The organism is Kistimonas asteriae (assembly GCF_018263925.1).
Lineage (GTDB): Bacteria > Pseudomonadota > Gammaproteobacteria > Pseudomonadales > Endozoicomonadaceae > Kistimonas > Kistimonas asteriae.
Map to the genome: position 1 here is coordinate 1 of NZ_JAEVHF010000016.1, position 19125 is coordinate 19125.

General features: G+C 49.6%; 12 protein-coding genes. 3 read left to right on the forward strand and 9 right to left on the reverse strand.

What is annotated here, in order from left to right; genetic code table 11:
- Positions 1 to 164: 164 nt before the first annotated feature.
- From KHS78_RS16740 to KHS78_RS16760, 5 genes are all read right to left on the reverse strand, one after another.
- Positions 165 to 1715 (reverse strand): DHA2 family efflux MFS transporter permease subunit, encoded by a 1551-nt coding sequence (locus KHS78_RS16740; RefSeq protein ID WP_211829658.1) that lies wholly within the window; start codon positions 1713 to 1715, stop codon positions 165 to 167.
- Positions 1712 to 2743, reverse strand: coding sequence for an HlyD family secretion protein (locus KHS78_RS16745; RefSeq protein WP_211829660.1), 1032 nt, complete (start codon positions 2741 to 2743; stop codon positions 1712 to 1714). The genes KHS78_RS16740 and KHS78_RS16745 overlap by 4 nt, the downstream gene beginning before the upstream one ends.
- Before the next feature lie 156 nt (positions 2744 to 2899).
- Positions 2900 to 3640 carry an iron-containing redox enzyme family protein gene (locus KHS78_RS16750; protein WP_211829662.1) on the reverse strand — a complete coding sequence of 247 codons (741 nt, stop codon included), beginning with the start codon at positions 3638 to 3640 and terminating at the stop codon, positions 2900 to 2902.
- A gap of 20 nt (positions 3641 to 3660) precedes the next feature.
- Entirely contained in the window at positions 3661 to 4581 is a 921-nt protein-coding gene (locus tag KHS78_RS16755; protein WP_211829664.1) for a GNAT family protein, read from the reverse strand.
- Positions 4578 to 5537, reverse strand: coding sequence for a DUF3419 family protein (locus KHS78_RS16760; RefSeq protein WP_211829666.1), 960 nt, complete (start codon positions 5535 to 5537; stop codon positions 4578 to 4580). The genes KHS78_RS16755 and KHS78_RS16760 overlap by 4 nt, the downstream gene beginning before the upstream one ends.
- A gap of 239 nt (positions 5538 to 5776) precedes the next feature.
- Here KHS78_RS16760 and KHS78_RS16765 point away from each other — a divergent pair, with 239 nt between their 5' ends.
- Positions 5777 to 7309, forward strand: coding sequence for a YifB family Mg chelatase-like AAA ATPase (locus KHS78_RS16765; RefSeq protein WP_211829667.1), 1533 nt, complete (start codon positions 5777 to 5779; stop codon positions 7307 to 7309).
- A 232-nt stretch (positions 7310 to 7541) separates the two neighbouring features.
- The gene (locus KHS78_RS16770; RefSeq protein WP_211829669.1) at positions 7542 to 10856 is read left to right on the forward strand and encodes a hypothetical protein; all 3315 of its coding nucleotides are present in this window, start codon (positions 7542 to 7544) and stop codon (positions 10854 to 10856) included.
- Positions 10857 to 11078: 222 nt separating this feature from the next.
- Here the strand turns inward: KHS78_RS16770 and ppk1 are convergent, their stop codons facing one another.
- From ppk1 to KHS78_RS16785, 3 genes are all read right to left on the reverse strand, one after another.
- Positions 11079 to 13217, reverse strand: a complete 2139-nt coding sequence (gene ppk1 / locus KHS78_RS16775) for a polyphosphate kinase 1 (RefSeq protein ID WP_211829671.1) — start codon at positions 13215 to 13217, stop codon at positions 11079 to 11081.
- Positions 13218 to 13325: 108 nt separating this feature from the next.
- A complete protein-coding gene (gene hemB, locus KHS78_RS16780; RefSeq protein WP_211829673.1) occupies positions 13326 to 14336 on the reverse strand; it encodes a porphobilinogen synthase in 1011 nt (336 codons plus the stop codon).
- Positions 14337 to 14476: 140 nt separating this feature from the next.
- Positions 14477 to 15922, reverse strand: a complete 1446-nt coding sequence (locus KHS78_RS16785) for a hypothetical protein (protein WP_211829676.1) — start codon at positions 15920 to 15922, stop codon at positions 14477 to 14479.
- Positions 15923 to 16218: 296 nt separating this feature from the next.
- On the opposite strand from KHS78_RS16785, the gene KHS78_RS16790 reads away from it, so the two are divergent.
- The gene (locus tag KHS78_RS16790; RefSeq protein ID WP_211829677.1) at positions 16219 to 16914 is read left to right on the forward strand and encodes a TVP38/TMEM64 family protein; all 696 of its coding nucleotides are present in this window, start codon (positions 16219 to 16221) and stop codon (positions 16912 to 16914) included.
- 74 nt (positions 16915 to 16988) lie between these two features.
- On the opposite strand, the gene KHS78_RS16795 is transcribed toward KHS78_RS16790, so the two are convergent.
- Positions 16989 to 19106 (reverse strand): S8 family serine peptidase, encoded by a 2118-nt coding sequence (locus KHS78_RS16795; RefSeq protein ID WP_211829679.1) that lies wholly within the window; start codon positions 19104 to 19106, stop codon positions 16989 to 16991.
- Positions 19107 to 19125 lie beyond the last annotated feature (19 nt).

The following is a 19125-nucleotide window of genomic DNA, read 5'->3' on the forward strand; positions in this document are numbered from 1 at the left end:
AATTCCACAAGGCTCATGCCTTTCTGAAACTGGATTTTGTTCCTGGCCATGACACGTCTCCTAACCCAAGGAAAACCAGTGTCGTAAGTTTAGACGGGAGAATGGCTTATGTTAGGTGGTAATCAGGTAAGTATTTATGTTGAGCCATCGGTATGCCGGCGGCTCTATGAGGAAGAACATTTCTCCGTTTTAGCGGTTGGGGTAGCCTGATTACGAGAGCGTGAACCAATCGGTATCAGCGTCATCACAATGCAGGCGATGCAGAAAACAATAAAACCGGCAATCAGGAAGAAACCATCGCTATAAGCCATGATGGCAGCCTGCTCATTAACGGTATGCAACAGCTGTGTTGCAGAGAGTGGATCGATTGTATCCATCCGCAGGTTATTCAATTCGTTCAACAGCGCCGAATTCATACCGGCAACTTCCCGCAGGTTGTGGTAATGCAGGTCCATCCGCCGTTCCAGTACTGTGGATAATACCGCAATGCCAGTGGCTCCTCCGATCGCAAGAAAGACATCAACCAGCATGGAAGCAGAGGGTGCGTCATGATCCGGAACATGCCGTGTAATCAATACCGACAATGGCACGAAGATAAAGGGTTGACCGATGGCGCGGATGATCTGGTTAATATAAAAATGCTCACCGGCAAAATCCGATGTTAAGGGGGTGGATAACAGAGTACCCGTCAGGAACAGCAGAAAGCCCGCGATAACAGAGGCATCGGCATTGATGGTTTTCAACAGCCTTGGCATGAAGGGTAAAACCATCAACTGTGGTATGCCCATCCAAAGCAACACATTGGCAATGTGTCCCGGGCTGAAACCCTGTACCAGCGCGTGATACTGGGTAATCAGGAAAATTGAACCGTAAAGCGCCATCCCTAATCCGAAGACAGCCCAACAGCAGAGATGCACCCGGTGATCGTTCAGCAGTTTCAAGTTGATGAGTGGGTGACGTGCACGATATTCCGTCAGACAGAAAAGGACGATGCCGATCAATGCAATGATGCCGCAGGCGGTTATCCATGGGGTTTCGAACCAGTTATGGCTGTTTCCCTCCTCAAGAAAGATTTCCAGCGCCGCCAGTCCCGGCAGAATCAGAAGTAATCCGGTGCCATGAATCGTATGCTTTTTTGCCGGAGCCGCTGCCGGAATACCCTTTGCAACCATGGCGATCAGAAGCAGTGCGGGGGGAATGTTGATGAGGAATATCCAGCGCCAGCCCCAGGTTTCCGCCAGCCAGCCGCCCAGTGCCGGCCCAAGGGTCGGGGCACAGGTGGCGGCGATGGCAAAACATGCCATGCCCGTGGTGCGTTGCTGTTGGGGCAGCAGGGTCATGATACTGGTCAGTGCCAGAGGAATCAGGGTACCGCCAGCCAATCCCTGGAAACTGCGAAAAACCACCATGGAAGAAAAATTCCAGGCATTGGCACAAGCCAGGGAAAACGCGGCGAACAGGATAATTACGGCAAGCACCACTTTGCGTAAGCCGACGTTATGAACCAGAACACCAATCAGGGGGATCGCGACCACCTCCGCTGTCAGATAGGCAGTCATTAGCCAGGAGGCTTTTTCGGGTGCGGTGTCGAGGCTGGCGGCGATATCACTGAGGCAGGTATTGACGATCTGTACATCCAGAACGGCCATGAAGGCACCAAAAATAATACCGATAATGCCAAGCCACTGCCGGTTTTGCGCTAACGTGCCGTTCATTGTGTGTGGGGGCCGGGTCTGGCTTCAGTATGCACAAGAATCCGTGCCGACATGCCGGGCTTCAGGCGATCGCTGTGAGGATTGGGCAGTAGGCGAATCTTGACGGGTACGGTCTGGGTCACACGGGTGAAGTGTCCGGTGGCGTTACTGGGCGGAATAGGGCTGAACTCCGAACCGGTAGCGGGCGAGGTGTCCACAACTTCACCGGCCCAGTCGGTTCCTGGAAACGCATCAATGGTAATATCCACGGGCTGTCCCGGCGTGATCGCATTGATGTGCGTTTCTTTGATATTGGCGATAATCCATACCGCGTGTTCGGGGAGCAGATACAGTACCGGACTGCCCTGTGTGACATATTGACCGTTCTGAATCAGCCGCTTACCAATCATGCCATTGCGAGGCGCACGAATAACACTGTCCTCCAGGTCTTGATCAATCTGCGCCAGCATGGCTTGTGCCTGATCGTACAATGCCTGAATTCGGGCGATTTCAGTGTCCAGAATGTCGAGTTGCATCTGTGCATGTTTGAGCGCTAGCTGACTTTCCTGCTGGTGGGCGAGTGCCAGTTCAGCACTGGCTTTGGTGTTGTCATGCTGCTCTCCAGGCATATCACCACTGGCGATAAGGGCTTCGCTGCGTTTTAGCTGTTTGTTGATTCTCTTCAATTCAATATCTGACTGGGTCAATGCGACCAGCTGCAGCTCTATGTTGATCTGTTGTATGGACTTCCTGGCCGTCGCGGTCGCCAGCTGTGCTTCCAAGTTACGGATCTGTGCCTGCTGCTGTAATTTACGCAGTTGCAGGCTGGTCGTATCCAGCTTGAGCAGAGACTGCCCGGTTTTGACGGTTTGATAATCCTCGACCTGATAGTCGCTCACATGTCCTGACAGGCGGCTACTGACAGGAATTATGTCGGTCTTCACATACGCGTTATCTGTTGAGACGGTGTGGCGGTTGGCATAGTAAAGGAAGACGGCTGACAGCAAGAGCAGCACAGCAAGACTGACAAGCAGTGTTCTCTTATGCATTAACCATCCCTTGATCATGACTTATGACGACCGTGATCCGGATGATTGAACAAGCCTGTGAATGATAAGAACAAGTCAGCCTGAGAATGCGTATCCTTCCGTTCAGGTTTTATCAGATGGCATGTTCTCACGGGCAATACCCCTCAGGCCGAAGGCTTATGAGACAGCGTCTGCGTCAAAATACCACCCGTCTGCAACGCTATGGGGGCCTCCTACCTGACGTTCCCATCGACGGTTGCGTGAAGCATAGAGCTCTTTGTACATGGTCATGAAAATATAGGCGCCGAACTCCAGCCCTTGCTGTATCTGGTAGTCAATTCTGGGATGGTTGCCGTAAAGGGGGCGGATGATGTGGTAAAACTCCTCGGCATGTTCCTCATCCAGATCCTTGTGAACATTGTAATGAAGGAGTTCCGCTTCTTTCAGCCATTCATTTTGCACAACGGCTTGACCAATGCGGGCAGAGATGTCGCTGAACAGATCCTCAATAATACCCATGGCGGCAACAGCGCTATAAAGATCGTCCATCAGGCAGACACCGCCGAGTGCGGTGTTAAACGCTCGCACGGCCGGCCAGAGACCGCGGCTCTCAATATAGGCGGGCTCTACGCCCATGCGGTCGAGGAAAGCATAGAACGTGCTTTCATGGGATGAACGGATATTCCCTTCCCCATGTTCTTCCATGACATTGTACAGGGAGCTGAAACGGTGTTCCGGACGGGGAAGCCGGGCGGCGAGTACCGACATGGGGCGTGAAAAAAAGACAACGGCAAACAGAAACTGGACCTGGGTTTCGACAAAATCTTCCCGGGAAAAACTACCATCGGAGAGGTGGGCGAAGTAAGGGTTTGAATCCAGGCTATAGCGTTGTTTTAATTCGTCAATGTAATGCTGCATGAAAGATCCTCGTAATATTGTTAAATTTCACTGGTGGAGAGGTGGATGTAATCTGCGCAGGACACAGGGGATTTACCAATAAATGGTACTGACCAGTCATAGACTGTGCATACGGCGCCAGGTTGAATGCCATTGTCTGCGAGCCACCGCTTATGGGCTGTCAGTCGGTGGTCAAGAGCAAAACAGGCAATCGCGTCATCAGGATAGTGTGGCGATTGCTGCAGTTGTTCTGCACAGCGTCTCAGGTAAGTACCAAGTCCTTCTTCCCAGCAGGCAACAGGAAAGGGCAGGTGGAAGAGAGGCCATGCCTGACCAGTGGATGCCAGGCGAAACTCTTTGAGTCCAGTATTGTCTTTGATGTCATCGTCTATCTGCGAAAGCAGGGCGATGGTATTCCCTGATGGATAGGCTGGAGCTGCATCATTGATGTTGGCCAGTGTTTCAGGTGGGCAAAAGTAGATATCCAGCACCCCGGTCGCTTTTGCCAGCTTGCCAAGATGCAATCCGCTGAAGCTGCGGGTTACATCGGCAGTACCATCACGCATGGCTGCACCAAAGACAAAGTCCCAGCCACCATAACGTCGGCTGGACAACCACTTCATAAACCCGAACCAGATCATGCGAAGCATGATCTTTTTGCCCCGGTAAGCTTTGGCCAGTTTCATGTCCGCCAGATAGAGGCCGGTATAGGTTCGTCCATTCACGATAACCTTTTTCCACGTAAAAGCGGCTATGCCGCAAACCCGGTCATCATCCAGTGCAACGATGAAACGGCTCTTGCCCATTGCAGTGAAAAAGGCGTCATATCGGTGGCCATGAACAATGGCAAACTGATCTCCGGTTTCGCTGACAGGATAGAGAATGGAACGTTCTATTTCCCGCAACGCTTCACCATAGGGGTTGATGCCATGCTCATCGACAATTCTGAAACTGATCGTCATGGTAAAGTCCCCGCGGTAGTCCGGGTGGCGATCTCAATGGTGTTGTAAAACAGGCTCCTGTCTTTCGCCTGATACTGTTCACTCAGAGCCTGGTCAAATGAGAAAGCGGGCTCCAACAGGGGGCGAAGAGACTGCTGGTTATTCAATTGCCGCAGGATCAGCACGCTGCCCGGCTTCATTGATTGCAGTTTCTTGGTATGTTGCGAGATGGTGTCTTGATCGCACCAGTCAAGAATATTGGACAAACTGATCAGGTCATAATGGGCAATACTATCCAGTTCCAGTAAGGAGGCTGTGTGATAATTCAACGAATAATGTTGACCTGAGGTTAAAAAGTCCGGGGCAAACGGCTGTTGATAACGCCCTAATAAAATACTGTGGAGAAAATAATTGCAGTAACTGTCTTCCTGAAAAAGTCCCCATTCAAAGCGTTGCCTGAAATACTCAATATAGGAATTCTTTTCACCGTGCTGAATAGCTTCCTTACCAAATAGAAATACCAGGAAATCATCATTGAAGCAGAGATGAAACAAGTGTTGCCAGAACGGTAACGCTTTCCATTGGTTCAGCATGTTACGACGCATGGCCAGATCAGCTGAAAAAAATACTTCTATGTCCTGTTCCGGGGCGATGAATTCGATGAAGGTTTGGCGGAAGATCCGAAAGAACTTCTCGAAAATACCGCATTGGCTTAAGCCTGTTGGGTCGTCGTTATCAATATTCAGTGCCGAGTAATCATGTTGTTGGATCGCCTTGGCACGGCTGGCTACATGTTGTAATTGCGTGGGATTAATATCAAATAGATCAACAGTCAGATCAGGTTGCTGATGTTTAAGCGCAAAAGCGGTGCAGCCGCCTGAAGCGATAAGCAGAGCCCGTTGAGCCTGCATTTGACGAGCGCAGTCGAGCTCTGGTTGAGGGTCTTCTCTGACAACGGCAAACTTTATATGGGACATAGCACATTAATATATAAAAAAGAGTTATAAATTTAGGCTGTTTCCAGATAAATTAGTTCCCTCCCGATTGATAAGAAAAAGAAATCAATAGTGGGGAAGTTAGGTTGTTTTATGGGGGCAAATCGAGAATTCCGCAAGGATGTTGCATTCCTGGCATTTTATTCAATACTTCAGCCCCTTAGTGTTCGTTGATTCGCCACTTTCATTTCTTATAACATTTCCAATCAACAGGATTATGGATGTCACTTGCAGTTATCCACACCCGTGGACGGCATGGTATTGATGCACCCCCTGTGACCGTGGAGGTGCATTTGTCCAATGGTCTCCCCAGTCTCAATATTGTCGGTTTGCCGGAAACCGCTGTGCGGGAGAGTAAAGACCGCGTACGCAGTGCAATGATTAACGCAGGTTTTGAGTTTCCAGCACGGCGTATCACGATCAACCTGGCACCGGCGGATTTGCCTAAAGAGGGAGGGCGATTTGATCTGCCCATTGCACTGGGCATTCTGGCGGCCTCAGGGCAAGTACCTGCGGACAAATTCACGGATTATGAATGTATGGGGGAGCTGGCATTATCCGGTGAGATCCGGTTTGTCAGCGCGGTACTCCCTGCCGTCATCGCTTGCCATAAGGCTGGCAGGACAATGATAGTGCCCCAAGCCAATGCTGGCGAAGTAATGCTTTACCAAGAGGCAAAGGTATTCGCTGTCGATTCCTTGCTCGCTGTCACGGGTCACTTCACGGGGTTGAAGGTATTGCAGCAGGTTGAGCCGGTTGATGCGGGCACTGCGGGGCGGTCATCGGATGGTCGGGACTTATCGGTGTTGCGGGGGCAGCCCCAGGCTCGTCGGGCCCTTGAGATAGCGGCAGCAGGTGGGCATGGATTGTTGTTTTATGGCCCTCCGGGGACGGGAAAGACCCTGATGGCGAGCTGTATGCCCGGTATTCTTCCGACGTTGACGGAGCAGGAGGCGATTGAAGTCAGTGCCATTTATTCCGTTGCGGGTTACGGCTCTCGAAAGGTTCCGTTTCAGCGGCCTTTTCGATCTCCCCACCATTCAGCATCTGCCGTTGCGCTCGTAGGGGGAGGGGCCTGCCCAAAGCCCGGTGAGATTACGTTGGCACATCATGGTGTGCTATTTCTGGATGAGTTGCCCGAATTTGATCGGCGTGTGCTTGAAATGCTGCGCCAGCCCTTGGAATCCGGGGAGATTTGTATTTCAAGGGCGGCGCGTCAAACCCGTTTCCCGGCGAATTTTCAGCTATTGGCAGCAATGAATCCATGCCCCTGTGGGTATCTTGGCGATAAAAAGCATCCCTGCTCCTGCCGACCTGACCAGATACAGCGCTATCGCAGAAAGTTATCCGGCCCTTTACTGGATCGGATTGATATGCATCTTGAGGTGTCCCGGTTATCGGCTTCGGTGTTGCTAAATCCGGGGGAGACTGATGAATCGTCGGGGGTTGTTTTAGCGCGTGTCCTAAAGGCTCGTCATCGGCAATATACTCGGCAAAGCAAGCTGAACAGTCAGCTCAGTTCCCGGGAACTGGACCGCTATGTGGTTTTGGGGCGTGCTGAAAAAATGTGGCTGATGGGGATTATTGAGCGATTAGGGCTGTCTTCCCGGGCTGTACACCGGATTATTCGTGTTGCAAGGACGATTGCTGACCTGTCAGATTCGGACGAGATGGTTAAGCCACACCTTGCTGAGGCCATAGCCTTCAGGAATCTAGACCGGGCGGTTAGTGATTCTCGTAACGGATTCTTATAACGTTTTATTGTAGCTAAATACTTATTAACAGTCTGGATATGTTTTTTTTTAACTTTCAGGGGGCTAATACGGGAACTTATCACGGCTAATACGTTTCAAAGACTATAGAGGGAGTGGATTTTTTGTGAGCGACACCTAGATCATCCGCTCTCTATAAAGAGGAAATCATTATCCTTTATCCGTTGGTCTATGCGGATGGATAGATATCCTAGCATAATGTGGAGGTGCAGTTATGCCGCCAGGTTTGCTTGATAATACTCGCCCTGCTCTATTAGATAGGGTCTACGGCACAGCTGTACATGGTTGTAACGACAAAGATGTCCTTGAGTATGATACAGCTCAATCTGGTATGCCGTGGCGTTTCCGACATGTAGCAGTAAGACCTGACGGTAATGAAGAAGTTCCCTTAAGTGAAGTCTATCGATATTTTCTGAAAAAAGTTCACGATGGGGCAACCTTTTCTGAAAGAATCTCAACAGTTGATGTTCAAGGGCCATCAGTGATTGATTATCACGAACCGGTGTGGTCCGCGGTCGGTGATACAATGACTGAATTAAAAGCAGATGATATGCAGCTGTTGTGTGCTTTTATTCTTGCTTTTGATGATGGTTGTTTATCTGTAAAAAAACATAAAGGTAAACCGTATGTCTGCACAAAACGTCGTATACGAATTACGGTAGAGAGCTTAAAGAGGCTTGAGTATTTTTATACTATGTCGATAGACGAGATGGCGTATCGCTTTGATCTTGAAAATAAGAAATTACCCAAAGGATTTATTGAGCACAGACTAATAACCTATTTTAGAGAAGAGTGGGAGACATGGGGGAGTGCTCATTCATCACTATCTATACATCCTCGACGAGGTAGCTTAGAGGTACAGCCTAAGAGTGGCTTGAATCGTGGTTATTCTTCTGCTCCTGCAACGCCCGAAGAACAAAAAAGTGTTTTGCCAAGACAAGAACCGTTGCTAGAAAGGCAACACTCGCATCTGATGGATGAAACCATAGGTCAATTATTTAAGACATATGGCATTGATATCAGAAAAGATAAAACACTTACGCCAGAAAAATTAATCAAAATTAAATGCATGTTGAAGCAGTTACATTGTGATGCATGTCGTACAGTAACGGATATCAACGAGTCTGGCGTATCTTTGCGGCCATCTACGTCTCGTGATGCACAAGCTACCATGGTTGTCCCAAGAAGGGTTGCTGACGTGATGAGGCTGGATGATAACTATCTACTGTATCTTCAAGAAAAAATCGATCAACAAAAGGACAGTCAGCTTCAGCGTTTTCGGCGCTCTTGCGATGTGTTTTTTCAATGGGTTGCGAGAAATAAGCGTGTTCTTTTATTTAATGTCGCAGATATGTTGATCGGCGCTTTAGTCGGTATTCTTCTTCTTAATTTATTTGTTGCTGCTCCCATTTATGTTCTGGCGGCATTCATAACGCTAGTCTTCTGGTTTGCTGTTGACTCATTTGTAATCTATGTAAAGAAACGTCGGCATCAAGCAAAAGCTGAAAAGCTTGAGGTTAAGGTTAATAGTTTAGAGAAAGACATTGATGCTTATGAAGAGTTTATAAAAATTCAGGAAGTACTTTTAAAAAGATTGAGAGATAAATATGAGGAAATGCAAGATCGTGAAAGTGAAGAGGCTAGAGCGCTGGCAGAACATATAGAAATTCAAACTGAACAACTTAAGCTTCCTCGAATTCAACTTGAAGAGTTGGAAGATGAGCTTTATTCGAATAAGTACAACCTGCTCGAAAGTATAACCTTTCTGGCAGGTAATATATCTGTAACCGATGCGCTTATTGCTGAACGAAGAGAGTTTGATCGAATCGCGAAAAGGGTTGAGGAATTAAAAAACAAAATGGAGCGGAGTCTGGAGGATGAAATTCTTTATGCCAAAGAGTTGGCAAAGCTTAAGAAACAGCAAGTTCGATTGGAAGACGTCATGTCACCTGTTAATAAGTTGGCGAGTTTGACCTATGAAATATATACACGTGACAAATCACGCATTGAAGGACATTTACACGAACTGTTAAAGCCTGACTCCAGGTTCTTTGGCGAAGTGAAGGATGGTGAAAGCCAACAGGATTATGAAGAAAAACTGGGTAAGATTTTTGCAAGTATCATTGAACAACAGGGAGAGTTTGAGCCGCAATCGATAGGTCGAAAAATATGGTCGTTTATTTACAAACCTCGTTTGATAGAGGGATTATTTGCTGAGTATTTATATGAGTGTAAGGGGGACCTAGGTGCTATGCTCGAAAAACTCAGTAAAGATGCGTGTGGGATTAAACCAGAACAGTACATGATGGCTAAGGCGAAAAGTCTTGATGATGCTAAGGATGTCCTTGAAAAGAAACAGTCTCAATATATCAGGGAATTGGAGATCGATCTTGAGTTTGATCGTAAAATAAAGAAGAAAAGGGATCATGAAAAACCGGCATCAGAATCGCTCAAAGGTGAGGGTGTATCAGAGGGAAGCTCATCTCCTGCTAAATCATCAGAAGATGTGAAAGGTGCTCATGAAAAAATGTCACCAACATCGCTCAAAGCTGAGAGGGGATCAGAGGATATGTCATCTTCTACTAAATTATCAGTAGATGCGAAAGGAGAGGCTCACAACGACGAAGAGCATGAATTCTATGTTATGGAAAAATGTGGTGGTAAGGAATATGCACGTAACATTAACTTGCTTCTCGCTGACCTGGTAGATCGAGCGAAAGTTGGTATTAATACTGAACAAATTGTGAGTCAGAATCAACAGATAAATCGAGGCGCTGTATTAAGAGGGCTGAAAATTTGTTGGGATACTATAACAGCCTACCTTTCTTATTATTTGCGGCGGATTCCTTACCGATTACATGAATCTGGTATTACTTTGGCGCTTATGTCTGGTGCGACATTAAGTTTTATAAAAATACTCAAGGAAGCTTTTCCAAACCCGGGAGCAGCAGGCGGTATTGGAATTGTTTTATGGTTTTGGTTCAGGTATTTGGGTAATTGGCTTGACCGTGAAAATGACAAACTCAATCAAGGGATAGTGCAGACGCGTGAAGGCCTGATAGATAGCTATAAGCCTCCTAAGCTCGACTTCTCGGAAGAGGTAGGGAAATTAACGGCTGATGGTCAGCAAAATCAGTTAAGGTGTCCTGTGACTGTCGATAGACCCGCTAAAAATATTGGTTACTTTAATGTCGGGATTTTTGCTGATAAGCCTGTAGCCTACTTATCTGAGGACGATTGGCGTGCTCTGAGGCGTGAGTTGAAAAATACGTCACAAGAGCTTATGCCTCTTCTGGAAGCCTTTAAAGATGTACAGCTTGAGCTTGATAAACTGATTCGTGAAACGCAGCCTCGAAATGTGACGGTCGCAGATAAAAGAAAGGCGGCGTGCTTACAGCTTCGCTATATTTTGATAACGAGGAGAATTGAGCAAAAACGTATATTCAAGGCTTTGGAACAACCAAATTATGAGATGGCTCGGCATCTGCACTGTGTGGGTAAACGAGTAAGACGTTTATATACGGCATAGTCTAGGGAAACTGCGAATAAGTCCCTTTTTCCCAAAACAGTACCAGTAATACCAGGGATTATCGAAGGTGAGGGTGGACTTATTCGCACCTTCCCTAGTCAGATTACTTCGATGGGATGACTGGATCCTTAAAGTAAGCAATGGTTAGGATTTGGTTATAAGGAAGGTTTATTAACAGGTCACCTGCGGATAGCCGGTGACCTGTTAATAAAAAAACAAGATTCAACTTGCCAACGTTTCCAGCAATGCCTGCTGGGCATTTCTGGGCTTCTGGTTTCTCACCGGACGATTCTGCTCATAACTTCCATCAGGGAGCAGCTTCCAGCTACCCGTGTTGTCCGTCAGGTACAATTCCAGCTCTTTCTTGATACGAGTGGCTAGCTTGGGATTCTCAACCGGGAAACAGGCTTCCACCCGGTGATCCAGGTTGCGGACCATCAAGTCTGCGCTGGAGCAGAACACCTTGGGCTCGGTATCATTTTGAAAGAAATACACCCGGGTATGTTCCAGGAAACGCCCGACAATCGAGCGAACCCGAATGTTGTCTGATAATCCTGCGATGCCGGGACGTAAACTGCAGATTCCGCGAATGACCAAGTCAATTTTCACACCGGCCTGCGAGGCTTTGTAGAGTGCCTTGATCACATTCGCCTCAGTCAGCGCATTGGCCTTGAGGATGATGCGCGCAGAACGCCCATCCCGGGCGTGCTCGGCTTCCTGGTTGATCCGGTCAATCAGGTTTTTCTTCAGCGTAAACGGGGCATGAAACAGCTTTTTCACCCGCACGGCCTTACCCATACCGGTTAGCTGCTGGAAGACCTTGTGAACGTCATTGGTCAGGTCTTTATCGCAGGTCATCAGGCTGTAGTCGGTATACAGTCGTGCATTGACTGCATGGTAGTTACCGGTACCCAGGTGGGCATAGCGGACAATTCGGCGGCCTTCACGGCGGACGATCAGCATCAGCTTGGTATGGGTTTTATAGCCAACCACGCCATATACGACAATGGCGCCTGCTTCCTGAAGGCGACGAGCCAGTTTCAGGTTCTCCTCTTCATCAAAGCGCGCCCGGATTTCGACGACCACGGTGACCTCTTTGCCATGCCGTGCCGCTTCCACGAGGGCATCCACCATCTCGGAATTGGCGCCGGTCCGGTAGAGTGTCTGTTTTATTGCCAGAACATGGGGGTCCTTGGCCGCCTGACGTAACAGGTCGACGACGGGCGTAAATGTCTGGAAGGGGTGCAGCAGCAAAATATCTTCCTGCTGAATGACATCAAACAGCCGGTCGCTGTTCTTGGGAAGTCCTTTGGGGAGCCCCTTGGGGAATCCCGGGCTGAAGGGCCGGAACTGCAAGTCAGAATGGGTGGGTGTATTGCAGACATCCATCAGGCGCGTCAGGTTGACGGGGCCGTTCACCTCGTACAGTTCATTTTCTGTCAGGGCAAACTGTCGCAGCAGGAAATCCGCCAGGGGGCGTGGGCAGTTATCCGCCACTTCGAGGCGTACCGCATCGCCGTAGCGGCGAGCCAGAAGCTCCCCCTGCAGTGCGGATGCCAGGTCATCCACCTCATCATCCAGGCTCAAGTCGCTGTTCCGAGTGATCCTGAACTGGTAGCAACCCTTGATAGTCATGCCGGGGAACAGGTCTTCGGCATGCTGGTGGATGATCGACGACAGGAATAAATAGTTTTCGCCGCCTTTTTCGCAGAGATTGTCCGGCAACCGAACGACACGAGGCAGAGAACGTGGCGCTGGGATAATCGCCATGCCAGTTTCACGACCAAAGGCATCTTTTCCTTCCAGCTCAACAATGAAGTTCAGGATCTTGTTGGCCAGCCGTGGGAACGGATGTGCTGGATCCAGACCAATCGGGCTGATGATCGGCATGACCTGCTGGAAGAAAAAGTTTTTCACCCAGGACGCCTGTTTCTCTGTCAGCTGGTTCCGACGAATGAAACGAATGCCCTGGTCAGCCAGGGCCGGCAGCATGATGTCATTGAGAATGGCGTATTGCCGGCTGACATGCTCATGGGTCAGCCGGCTGATTTCCTTCACTACCTCGGCGGGCTGCATGCCGTCGAGACCCACCTGTTCACGGGCAAATTCAATCTGTTGCTTGAGGCCGGAGACGCGGATCTCAAAGAATTCGTCTATGTTGCTGGAGAAGATCAGCAGGAAGCGCAGACGTTCCAGCAGGGGATAATCTTCATTGAGTGCCTGCTCGAGCACCCGGATATTGAACTGCAAATGACTGAGTTCCCGGTTGATGTAGTACTCCGGGTTGTCCAGATCGCTGATGACCGGAGGAGCCGGAATATCAGCAGTTGCCTGTTCAGTGGAACTGGCCGTTTCTGTCATGGGTCCTCCCTGCTTGTTTTGATGTCAGGTATTTCAGCGTGAGTGGCTGGCTTATGACAGATGTCGTAAGCCAAGCCTACAGTATAACAATCCCCCAGAGCGCTGCGTTCAAGCGTGACCCGCCAGCCGCTCCGCCGCTTTCACGGCATAGTACGTCAGGATGGCGTCGGCGCCGGCCCGTTTAAAGGCGGTCAGGGATTCCATCATAACTTTCTCTTCTTCCAGCCAGCCGTTCTGAACCGCAGCCATGTGCATGGCGTACTCACCACTGACCTGGTACACAAAGGTGGGGACCTTGAACTCGGTCTTGACCCGGTGAACGATGTCCAGATAGGGCATGCCCGGTTTGATCATCACCATATCCGCCCCTTCCTGCAGGTCGAGTGCCACTTCGTGCAGGGCTTCATCACTGTTGGCCGGGTCCATCTGGTAATTGAACTTGTTGCCCCCCGCCAGGTTGGTGGCGGAGCCGACGGCATGCCGGAACGGGCCATAATAGCTGGAGGCATACTTGGCGGAGTAGGCCAGAATCTTGGTATTGGTGTGGCTGTCGCACTCCAGGGCGGCACGGATGGCGCCGATGCGGCCGTCCATCATATCGGAGGGAGCAACGATATCAGCGCCGGCGGCGGCATGAGACAACGCCTGTTTGACCAGCGCCTCAACGGTTTCATCGTTCATGACGTAACCGCTATCATCGATGATGCCGTCCTGACCGTGGGTGGTGAAGGGGTCGAGCGCGACGTCAGTGATGACACCCAGTTGCGGGAACCGCTCTTTCAGGGCATGGACCGCGCGCTGGGCTAATCCATCAGGATTCCAGGCTTCGCGCGCATCCAGGGATTTCTTTTCGGCCGGGGTAACGGGAAACAGGGCGATTGCCGGAATCCCCAGTTCAACCCAGTGCTCTGCATCCTTGACCAGCTCATCCACACTCAGGCGCTCAATACCCGGCATGGGCGTACAGTGATCACGCTGTCCCTGTCCTTCCAGGACAAACACCGGGTAGATCAGGTCGTCCACCGTGAGACGGTTTTCACGCATGAGGCGACGGGAGAAATCATCGTAGCGCATACGACGAGGCCGGGTGGAGGGAAAAGCGCGCTGAGCAGGTTTCACGGTTGAGTTCCTTATGTCTCACAGGATGCCGGGAACGGTTGCGCTATTATGGTACGTTTGACAGATAAACTGAATGATTTGTCTGGAAGATTTGAGAAGGTTGTGGCCTGTAAAGGTGTTTGCGTGGGTGTTGGGCATCACTATCCAGGGGTTACAGCTGACGCGCCCCCGGCGGTTAATCCGCGTATATATTGCAGATGATTGGGTGTGAGCATTTCCATTTCCTGAAGAAGTCCCATGACAGAGTATTTAATACTGGTTCTCTGTAAGTGGTTATTGACAGTTTTGGCACCTAAGGTCATCCCGTTTCCTGTCAGGTGGTCACCACATTCATTTTTCTTGATCTGGTCAAACAGAATTTTGCCCTTATCGCCGGGGGGGAGTGCGTCGATCAATGCATGGAGCTGGGATATGGACTGGATTGGTTTCCAATAGGTTTTAGGAAGTGTCAGGGAAAAGACCCGAAGATTGGTATTTTCCCATTTAAGAGGCGTAGCTTCTTTGTACACTAGATTGTGTTCCTTCAATTCTGCGCAGGAGGGCCAGACTAATTGTGAAAAAGCCTCAATGTCGTGAGTTTTACGTAGGACTTTACAGCACCATACATGGCAGTTTTCATGGTCTCGCTGACTTTGTTCCTTAATAAAACCAAAATCAAAGGAAAGGTGTGGATGCAATCTGGCAAAGTAAATAGCGCCAGTGAGTAGCATGTATATATACAGATTCAGTGTAAACTGAGGGGGACATTCGTGTTGTATTTGTTCCGATGAAAAGGCCCCTGTCGAGTTAACGACTGTCATTCTTACATGGGTATTGATAGGTCGCTCAAGAAACAAAATCGTGCCATGATTGCCGTCAATGTCTGGTCCAAAGTTGCAGTATATCAAGTCGGTTTTCTGGCCGGATGCAATGAATGTCTGGAGGTCTTTCGTGTATAGAAAGTTATAGGCAATCATGTCTTGGTTAAAGGAAAGATTCGCTTTCAATGTACTGACCAGACTGGCACCTTTGCTACCAAAGCCTGCGGTTAATGGCAGGTCTAGAAACATTGTCAGATCCAGTCTAAAGAGTATTTTGATCACTTGTCTAAGATCTTTGAATGTTTTGTAATACTTTTTGAAATCAACAGTTCTAATGGCTGATACACCACTTTTGTACAGCTGTAAAAGTGCTTCCGTGATGATCTGTTTTTGTTTGTTGGCATTAAATTGCATAAATAATTTTGCGTAATCACCCGTTTCGCATCCATTATTCGTTGTTCTTAGTCTTTTATTCAGAACAATGTCGTATGGGTATGCACAGATTAATTGCACAAATTCTTCTTCATAGGCTTCGAAAATATAATCGCTGATCTTTTCAAAGGGATTGGTTTTTTCGGCGGAGCTGTATTTTGGATACCTTGCGCATAAGAGGCGGGCAATGCTACAGCGCCGCTGAAGAGAATCAATACTAACTGGTGATAAATGCCTGATTTTGTCGTTATCGATGACGTAAATAGTCCCCCACTTTGAGGTTTGTACCCTTCGACTGTAATCCCGGAGTGATAGGCTGCAATCTGTATAACTAACAGGTTGTGGTGCATTCATAATCTATGTCAATGGGCAGGGCTTTTAAAATACACGCGTAGTATTGTTTGAAACGCTTCTTTTGTTAATAACATTGCTGCTTTTATTCATAACCGAAATGGCTATGTGTATGCATACCGTATTTATACGTATTAATGTCGTTGTTATCATGCGTCATACGGTTATGTGTTGGGCGTATGGTGCTTGTGCTGTACATCTCTGTCATTAATACTGACCAGATGATGTGGATCTGTATATGTTTTTGTGGCGTATAAGACAATGAAGCTTTATCTTTTGGAGCAGAAGGACACCAGGGTATGAATAAAAAAAGGGTTTGCCTGATAGTGATTGTCGTTACGGCAATTGCTTTATTCTATGGTTTTGACCTTCAGCAATACCTGAGCAGGGACTTTTTTCTACAGCTCTATCAGGAGAATCCGTTGCTGACGATTGGTGTTTTCTTTTTGGCGTATGTGTCGGTTACAGGACTTTCTTTACCTGGCGCTGCACTGATGACCTTGATTGGTGGCGCCATTTTCGGGTTCTGGGTCGGCCTGCTGGTGATCTCATTTGCCAGTACGATAGGGGCGACGCTGGCTTTTCTGTTTTCCCGGGCACTCCTGCAGGAATCGGTACAGAAGAAGTTTGGTAGCTACCTGAAAACTGTAAATGAAGGGATTGAGAAAGATGGCGCCTTTTACCTGTTTACCCTGCGCCTGATTCCCGCCATTCCGTTTTTTATCATTAACCTGGTGATGGGATTGACGCCAATCCGGGCATGGACGTTTTACTGGGTTAGTCAGGTCGGGATGCTGGCCGGCACCATGGTGTACGTTAACGCCGGTGCGCAACTGGGGCAGGTGGAAGAGTTGAGTGTCAGCGGTATTCTGACCCCAGGGTTGATTCTGTCTTTCGTGCTTCTGGCGGCATTCCCGTGGATTGTTCGGAAGATCATGGATAAGGTGAAGGCGCGCCGTATAGCCGCTGATGAACATCAGGAGACAGACGGCTAAGTCAATTGGTGGTTGCGTGCTGCATGACAGCCACCCAATGCGCATGATGGCGTTGGGTGGCTTTTTTATTGGATTTAATGAAAGTTCAATTGCCAGCTGTTAATCCGTCCAGTATCCCGGTAATAGAGATCCGCGACCTGTAATTTCCAAACGCCTTGTGCATCGAGATTTTGGGCTTTCACTGTCCAGGTTCCCTTCAGATCGGCACCGGATTCGCTGGCGCTTTCCCCTTTGATTAAAAATCGTTGGCCATTGGGGCTGATCAGAACGACCCGCAAATCTCCCTTGAACGGATGGGAGATATCCAGTGTCAGTTCCGGTGTGCCGGCGAGCCCTGTTCTTGATACGTACAGGCTGCTGGTGACACCCCGGTTATCCCGGTCGGGAATCAGCATACTGGTGGTGTTGCGGAAAACAGAGGGTTGCGATTCTGTCGGTTCTTCTCCGTCATAGTCTGCCAGCAGCGACACGCCACGGAATGGACTGTAGGCATACACCATGGCATACCATCGGCCTGCACTGGCCTGGGAAATCCTGCAGTGTTCATCATTCCCTGTATAGGCAGAACGGCAGTCGTGTGATTCCAGGGTGGGTGGCTGGTTGTGACTGACGTATAGATCAGCATCGCCGCTTCCGCCGGATAAGGTGAAGGTGAGATTGGATACAGAGGCGGCCAGATCTAGCGTAAATATCAGAGGCGTGTCGCGGTTGCCGTGAAGTGCACTTTTGGCGATACCTTTACGCAGGGTGTGAGTATTATCTATTGTCTGGCCGGCTGCGCTGTTGACCGCTTTACCAGCATCAATGATGCCAGCCCCGCAGTATCCGGTCGTGCAGGCGTTGTAGACGCCAGTTGGAAATTCCCGGGCGGTTGTTTTCAGAATGCTTTCTACCTGATCGGGAGTCAGGGTGTTGTTCACCGAATACATCTGGGCAACGACGCCTGATACATGGGGCGTTGCCATGCTGGTGCCTTCCAGTGAAGCGTAAGTATCAGTACCAGGGTTGCGGGTACCACTGTTATAGGTTGAGAGAATCCCGTTTTCCGGGTACTCCAGCTCACCTCCCGGTGCGGCGATATCAACATCGGTACCGAAATTGGAGTAATACGCCCGGGCACCGTCGCGGTTCGTGGCGGCAACCGTGATGACACCTTCGCAGTTGGCTGGACAGGAATGCCGGGCATCCCGGTTCTCATTGCCTGCAGCAACCACGATCGTGGCGCCTTTTTCCCGGATCTGTTTGATGGCATCACGGTAGGCGCGTGTGCAGGTACCCTCCCCGCCAAGGCTCAGGTTGAGTACTTTGGCAGGGTGTGGATTCTCCGGCATGCCGGGAACCGGGATACCGGCTGCCCAGAGCATGCCGTCAGTGATATCCGAGGTATAACCGCCACAGCGTCCCAACACACGTATGGGCAGAATTCTGCTATGCCAGCTGACGCCGGTGACGCCTTCGTTATTATTGCCGGTTGCCGCGATGGTCCCGGCGACATGGGTACCATGCCAGCTGCTGGGCGCATTATGTTGTGGACTGGGCAGTCCGTACTGGTCAAAGCCACAGAAACCGGCAGGGGTGAAATCACCGGGGTCTGAAGCATCGGGGTCCCGGCCGCTGTCGTCTGCTGCAGCTTCAATGTCTTTGATGAAATCGTAACCGGGCAGCAGGTTGTCTTTCAGATCCCGATGCGAGAGTACACCGGTATCAATGACGGCTACATTGACGTGAGGGTCTCCCGTTGTCTTGTCCCAGGCTGCCGGCAGATTGATGCCGCCAACGGGTTCGAAATAGTGCCACTGATGGTTATATAACGGATCATTGGGCGTCGTATGGTGATGCATGATGTGATCCGGTTCGGCATACAGAATACCAGGCTGCTGTGCGAGTGACTGGCAGATTGTATCCATATCCTGCACCGTACGGCGTTTTTCCAGCTGCATCACGTTGGCGCCGGTTGCGATGGCGCGAACGACCCTGACGGACTCATTCTGCAAATGCTCAGTACCTGCGGCAGCAGCCAGCACACCCTGTTCGGCTTCTGTCGCATGTATGACTGGTTGGGCATATTTAATGATCAGCCGGTCGGTACCGGGGGACTGTAGAGCGGCTTGTGAGGTCTGAAGGTATGTGAGTAGCAGAAAAATAATGGCTGATGTTATCGGGAACAGGAACGCGCGATGAAAGCAATGCATGCGATATACCCTGTGACAG

Coding starts and splice junctions, on each gene's coding strand:
- KHS78_RS16790 (WP_211829677.1), top strand. CDS start 16,219: ATGAATAAAAAAAGGGTTTGCCTGATAGTGATTGTCGTTACGGCAATT.
- KHS78_RS16795 (WP_211829679.1), bottom strand. CDS start 19,106: ATGCATTGCTTTCATCGCGCGTTCCTGTTCCCGATAACATCAGCCATT.
- KHS78_RS16745 (WP_211829660.1), bottom strand. CDS start 2,743: ATGCATAAGAGAACACTGCTTGTCAGTCTTGCTGTGCTGCTCTTGCTG.
- KHS78_RS16785 (WP_211829676.1), bottom strand. CDS start 15,922: ATGAATGCACCACAACCTGTTAGTTATACAGATTGCAGCCTATCACTC.
- KHS78_RS16750 (WP_211829662.1), bottom strand. CDS start 3,640: ATGCAGCATTACATTGACGAATTAAAACAACGCTATAGCCTGGATTCA.
- ppk1 (WP_211829671.1), bottom strand. CDS start 13,217: ATGACAGAAACGGCCAGTTCCACTGAACAGGCAACTGCTGATATTCCG.
- KHS78_RS16760 (WP_211829666.1), bottom strand. CDS start 5,537: ATGTCCCATATAAAGTTTGCCGTTGTCAGAGAAGACCCTCAACCAGAG.
- KHS78_RS16755 (WP_211829664.1), bottom strand. CDS start 4,581: ATGACGATCAGTTTCAGAATTGTCGATGAGCATGGCATCAACCCCTAT.
- KHS78_RS16765 (WP_211829667.1), top strand. CDS start 5,777: ATGTCACTTGCAGTTATCCACACCCGTGGACGGCATGGTATTGATGCA.
- KHS78_RS16770 (WP_211829669.1), top strand. CDS start 7,542: ATGCCGCCAGGTTTGCTTGATAATACTCGCCCTGCTCTATTAGATAGG.
- KHS78_RS16740 (WP_211829658.1), bottom strand. CDS start 1,715: ATGAACGGCACGTTAGCGCAAAACCGGCAGTGGCTTGGCATTATCGGT.